Genomic DNA, 5,458 nt, shown 5'->3' with positions numbered 1-5,458 from the left:
TCTCCCAAATTAATAGTATTTGAAAATGTATTATACCCAAGTACAGAAAGACTTGTTCTAGGCGCAATATTTTCTTGAATGCTATATTCTCGTTCATCTAACAACTTGCTCCCCTGATCGTATAATTTCATTTGGAGTCTATCTGTATAGACACCAGCTTTAATCGGCGTTCCTGATGGTATTAGTAATGACAATATCGTCGAAGAATTAGTAAAGCTCAACTTTAAAGTTGATGTGCTAACTAACCGACTCTGTATACTTTGCATTTGGTACGGAACACTTTGAAATTGCCCTTTCAACTGAGCTTGGTTCTCACTTGTAATCAAGAGCTGTAATTGACAACTCTCATCATTAATAACGCTTATACGTAGCTCTTTCTTAGAGTCTACTTGCTGTAAGGCATGGTAGCTTTCAAAATCATCATAAATATGTTCAACCTTATCGAACCTAGCAGCACATTGCGCATGAATTAAAGGCGTAAAAATAAATAGTGCTAAACCACCCAATAATAAACTTACTTTTTTATTGTACATAAATAGCTCCTTTGCGCTGTAATTGTTCACCTTCAGATACTTCAATCGTAAAATGTGACTTTTCTGCATTCTTAAGTGTAATTTCATAATTACAGGCGGTTAAACCTGTTAATGCAAATCGTCCTTTTTTATTCGTAAAAAATGTATGCTCTTTCTTACTACTATTATCTAAACAAATAGCCGTTCCAACCTGTAACGATAGTGGCTTTTTTTGTTGGTCGTACAGCGTTGCAATGACTGATATGTTAGCGGCAGTCCCTATTGTAATTGCATGACCCGTTCGATAAGGTGAATAAAGAGTAATAATACCAGAACCTATATCATACCCTGGCGCTAAGTTATCAATATCGACTGCAACGTTGGTTGAGGCGTATGAACTTATATCGTTCAATAAAATAGTCTCGAAGTCTTCATTATCTGCCCTATATTCATCTTCATATTGCCCCAATATAACTTTTTTTCCTTTAAGGCTAGAGTGAGGTTTTACTAAAGCGAAGCTATCGTATATGGGTTTCCCAACAGCCCAACTCTTATCTGCAAATGCTATACTTGACGCCAAGCTTAATCGGCTCTGATGGTAAGCTGAGTCCTCATTAAATTGCTCGTAAAAACTCCCATGATCAAAGTTCATAACAAAACGATTCGCGTTATATTGAGTATTTAAATCAAAAATAGCTTCATTTTGATCATTTTTTTCAAGCCCAGCTCTTATGTTCAAAGCTCCAACATAGCGCTGATTACTATCTTGAGAGAATTCTAAACGTGTTTTGTCACGCCTAGATTGGTGAGATAATTTAGCCCGTCGAGTATTAGAAAACTTATAAGTGACAGACAACCTTACATCCCATTGACTTTCTTCAGCGAGACCCTCCCACTGCCCACCTAAACTATATCTCCATTGGCTATTATCGATCTCACCAGAAAGACTAACCCCAATTGATTTATCAAATTGAGCTTCATCATATGACCTTGATAAGCTTGTAAAAAAAGATGTTTGCGTATTATCGCCCCAAAAAAAACTATAATTAGCCTGAATATAATGCTCTCTTAAGCGAGAACTAGATTGAGAATCAGGCCGATAACCAAGGCCTGTAAAATATCTTGATGAGTATTCATAACCCACCGTAATGTCAGTGTTATTATCACTATGATTTCTATAGTTACTATAAACAATGCGATAAGCATGGCCTGTTTTTTCATTGAAACTTATCGCATTTTCAAACGCAATCTGTCCAATTTTAGCTGCATAAATATTTTTAAAACCAACCTGCTGAGAATACTCATCACCCTGTACTGCCGCACCCGCTGTCCAGCTAGGTGTAATGCCATAATCAAGATAAAAGCTGGCTAGTGGCTCGTCGTAATCATAATCTAGCTCACTACCTAAGCGTGAAGGAACGCCTAAATGAAACTCATATTCAAGTTGCCCTTGAGCAAAAAGATCTAAACCTGTCGTTACGTCAAAATCAACAAAACGCACAACTCCTGCTATATCAGTGATCCTCAAAGTAATATTATTGCTTCCTTCATTAAGGGGAATATCATCAAGAGAATATATACCTGCGGCTAAATTAAGTTTTTGTACTATCCGCTCGCCAACTAACACCTCTACAGAGGATGGACTCTCTAAGGTAAAGCTACGAGAAGCACTGGGTCTGATAGGTCTGTCAGAAACTAGCGAAAAATCATGTGAAAGCGACAAACCTAGTACCCGTGCTGTTGATTGAAAATAACTACCTGAGCTATAATTATCACCGACTGATATACGTAACCCACTAAGCGGTAGGTCATGTATTATACGAGTACCTAAGCGCCTAATATTTGATGAAGTAGGAGCTACTTCAGATAAATACTCCACTTCGTTTTCTAAAACCCAGCCTTCCCAGCTCACTACCATTTCAGAGCGAATAGCTAAGAGCTCATCTGTTGTGTCCTCGCCTTTATCTTGCTGATAAAAATAACTTGAATAAGCATTAACAAATCCACTTAGTTTAGCGGGTTCCGATGCTGTTAAATTCCTTGAATCAGATTTTAAACTTAGCTGTTGAGGGCGAGTCAGTGTAAGAGGTACTGATATTTCTAAGCTAAAATCACTCATATCGAATGAAATATTATATCCAAATGACTCTAATGCTTTTGTATCAATGACATTCTTATTAACTTTAGACTCTAAAGAATCAAAATCTTCTGAAAATAAAAGTCGTTCGAATGAAACTTTAATTTCACTCCATTTGAGTGATAAATTATCATTTGGGTCAACTGCAAGAGTTAATTTACCAATAGCATTTTTATTCAGTTCTGCTTCAACACTGAGTTCGATGGTTCTTTTAGACGGGTTAATTTTTGAATAACATAATTGAGTAAAGCTCAATAAAAATATGCATAATAAAACTCGCATAACTAGCGAGCCAGCACTAAACGTAGATGATTTAAACTTCCTTCCTGTAAAGATTGTGGCATAGGGACTTTTATGACACTGGTGCTATGAGGAGCAAAAAAAACATCGTATCCGTTTGCTTTTAATTGATCTTTTAAAATTCGATCGCTCAGGGTTTTATTTTTAGTGATTTTTATTTCATAATCACTTAATCGTCCTGCCCCTTTTCCTTCATTTAATACTTCAGTGACGATAAAGCCATCCTCGACATGAGGTTCTTTTATAGTCAGTTTAGGAACTAATCGAGGTTGATCCAAATGAACAATTAAATTTACATTTAACAGCATCGTAAGTTGTGACTGTTTATTTATAGACTGGTTTGCAATGGGCTGCTCAATCAAACTAACTTGATAGCTTTTATCTGTACTAGGAAGTTTTTTATCTAACCACCTAAATTGCAACTGCTGGCTTTGCCCTGGTTGCAAAAATAGCGATGGAGGAAAAACCCACAATGGAGAGTCATCTAAAGAAATTAATTTAGGCGTGCCTTGAGAAAAGTCAATTTCGTAAATTTGGATATCAAAAGCAATGTCTCTTGGTAACTGATTGTGAACCAAGCTAGAAGCGTTACTTGAACGACTATCAGGGGAGAAAGTAACCACCATAGGCGTTACTTCTACAGCAAAGGTCGGTGCAATTACAATTACAATTACATATATAAGAAAGTAACTGCATATCCGCAGCATTAAAAATTGACCTCTAGATCACTGCTTGCTGCATTAAATTTTGTTGGAATTTTTATTGAGACCTCACGGCTAGATTTTGGTAATAAAATTTTTCCAGTCAGTGCTTTACTCAATTCAGCCCCTTCTAATAATAGCTCTTGATCATCGCCTTTAATAAGCCACTGTGCCTGCGATAAGCGAATATATTTATTGCCTGTATTTTCCAGAAGCACATTCCATGTTTCTGTATCTACTTGGCGTTTATTTTTAATTAATAATTTTGCCTCAGCACCTTTAGGCACCACATTAAATAAAGTCCTAAAGCTAACTGACATACCAACGCCTGACTGCCCCGCTTTCTCTAAATCAACAGATACCTGATCAATGGCTACACGGTACGCTTTCGAATTTTCTAATATTGGTTCCCCAATATATCGAACAATTACTGATTGACTTTTCCCGGACGGAATAATTGTAGTCATAGGAATAATTAAAAAGTCATCTTCGTTCGCTTTTAATGTTTCATCACCGTTAGGTGCAATTAATAAATCAAAAGCAGATATTTCGATAGTTAAAGGACTGTCTGAAGGATTTGATATGCGAATTGTCTGTTGTGATTGGCTACCTGATGATTCAAGCTCTGCGACCATTGGTTTAACTTGAAAAGCCAGTGTAGAATAAGAGCTGAGTAAAAGTATCATTAAAAAGATATAACGCATATAGAGTCCCTCCTGCTAAATTAAAAGGCAGTAATTACTGCCTTTTATTATGCTAATTAGTTAGCTGTTATTGCCAACATCAGCGTATCTGCATAAGTACCGGCATAAACAGGCTCTTGAGTCACAGTTAATAAAATATTACCTGTGACTCCTCCTGCAGCAAGCGTTGACGAACCAGGCTGACTTTGCGATTCTGTCTGATCATTTTGACCATTTTCAGCTGAAAGTGTAAAATTAAATGCGTCTGCAGTTAACATTGCTGTGTAGCCAACACCTTGATTTTCTTGATCAGCATTCTGTAAATGCCCTTCAGATGTCGTTAATGACATAGTAGCACCATCGGCATCGTTACATTGCAAATCAAAGCCTACGTTTTTAGTCGCACCATTTGTTAATGTTTGGAAGAATTGTGTTGTGTTAATATTACTCACTGCACAAACCGATGACACTGCACCACCAACATTAAGGTTTTCAGCAAATGCTGCGCCAGATGTTAGAGTTGCAATTGCTGATAACACGATTAACTTTTTCATTTTAATATTCCTTATCCATGTGACATATTTGTTTATATTTTATAGTTAGTGTTTACCAAACTCCACCAGATACAACCGATGGTGTCATTTCTATGCGAAGCACATCCTGGTAGCTTCCGGCATAAATTAAAGGCTCATCTAGTTTTAACTGTAATTTAGCTACACTGTTAAATAAAATCTTATCAACATCAAAATTGTACATAGATTTGAGCTCAAGTGCTGTTGCGGAAACGTCGCTTGAAACGCCCTCTATTGACCAATTAATATTATAAGCATTTATTTGAGTACTTTGCTGGTGGCGCAGGCCACCATTTTCAGATTGCATTGATACTCGCATAGGTGAATTACAATTAATCACTAGCTTTGTACTCGCAAGGCCATCTGAAGAAAACTGAAGGTTGTTATTTTGAGTAGTAAAGCCGCACACTGGTGAAATATGACCTACCAGAGTTAAACTTACTTCATCATTACTGAATGCATTCATTGCAAAGCAACATAATAAAAACCAAGTTAGCTTCTTCATCAGCGCCATTTCCTTTGAACAACCTAGCTAAGACAGGAGTAATCTTAT

5 protein-coding genes and 1 pseudogene are annotated in these 5,458 nt (G+C 36.8%); all 6 read right to left on the bottom strand.

Translation table 11 applies throughout. From position 1 onward, the window contains the following. Positions 1–533 (bottom strand): annotated as a pseudogene (locus CXF76_RS00315) (hypothetical protein); the annotation flags it as partial. Beyond that, positions 523–2,931: a fimbria/pilus outer membrane usher protein gene (locus CXF76_RS00310; RefSeq protein ID WP_101162768.1), complete on the bottom strand. Its 2,409-nt coding sequence runs from the start codon at positions 2,929–2,931 to the stop codon at positions 523–525. The gene CXF76_RS00310 and the pseudogene CXF76_RS00315, both read right to left, overlap by 11 nt. A gap of 2 nt (positions 2,932–2,933) precedes the next feature. Continuing rightward, on the bottom strand, positions 2,934–3,575 hold the full coding sequence (locus tag CXF76_RS00305; protein ID WP_225305775.1) for a hypothetical protein: 642 nt from the start codon (positions 3,573–3,575) through the stop codon (positions 2,934–2,936). A gap of 80 nt (positions 3,576–3,655) precedes the next feature. Then, complete coding sequence (locus CXF76_RS00300) at positions 3,656–4,354, bottom strand: fimbrial biogenesis chaperone (RefSeq protein WP_024608604.1); 699 nt, start codon at positions 4,352–4,354, stop codon at positions 3,656–3,658. Positions 4,355–4,410: 56 nt separating this feature from the next. Next, the gene (locus CXF76_RS00295) at positions 4,411–4,887 is read right to left on the bottom strand and encodes a hypothetical protein (RefSeq protein WP_010553857.1); all 477 of its coding nucleotides are present in this window, start codon (positions 4,885–4,887) and stop codon (positions 4,411–4,413) included. A gap of 52 nt (positions 4,888–4,939) precedes the next feature. Further along, the gene (locus tag CXF76_RS00290; protein WP_024590965.1) at positions 4,940–5,410 is read right to left on the bottom strand and encodes a hypothetical protein; all 471 of its coding nucleotides are present in this window, start codon (positions 5,408–5,410) and stop codon (positions 4,940–4,942) included. Positions 5,411–5,458: the final 48 nt, after the last annotated feature.

Source organism: Pseudoalteromonas sp. 78C3 (genome assembly GCF_002836695.1).
In the GTDB taxonomy this organism is placed as follows: Bacteria; Pseudomonadota; Gammaproteobacteria; order Enterobacterales; family Alteromonadaceae; genus Pseudoalteromonas; species Pseudoalteromonas arctica.
Note: the sequence above shows the minus strand (reverse complement) of the source record. Positions and strands in the feature narration are given on the sequence as shown.

What these genes read in the sequence shown, in the direction of transcription:
- CXF76_RS00310 (WP_101162768.1), bottom strand. Translation starts at nt 2,931, where the DNA reads ATGCGAGTTTTATTATGCATATTTTTATTGAGCTTTACTCAATTATGT.
- CXF76_RS00305 (WP_225305775.1), bottom strand. Translation starts at nt 3,575, where the DNA reads ATGGTGGTTACTTTCTCCCCTGATAGTCGTTCAAGTAACGCTTCTAGC.
- CXF76_RS00300 (WP_024608604.1), bottom strand. Translation starts at nt 4,354, where the DNA reads ATGCGTTATATCTTTTTAATGATACTTTTACTCAGCTCTTATTCTACA.
- CXF76_RS00295 (WP_010553857.1), bottom strand. Translation starts at nt 4,887, where the DNA reads ATGAAAAAGTTAATCGTGTTATCAGCAATTGCAACTCTAACATCTGGC.
- CXF76_RS00290 (WP_024590965.1), bottom strand. Translation starts at nt 5,410, where the DNA reads ATGAAGAAGCTAACTTGGTTTTTATTATGTTGCTTTGCAATGAATGCA.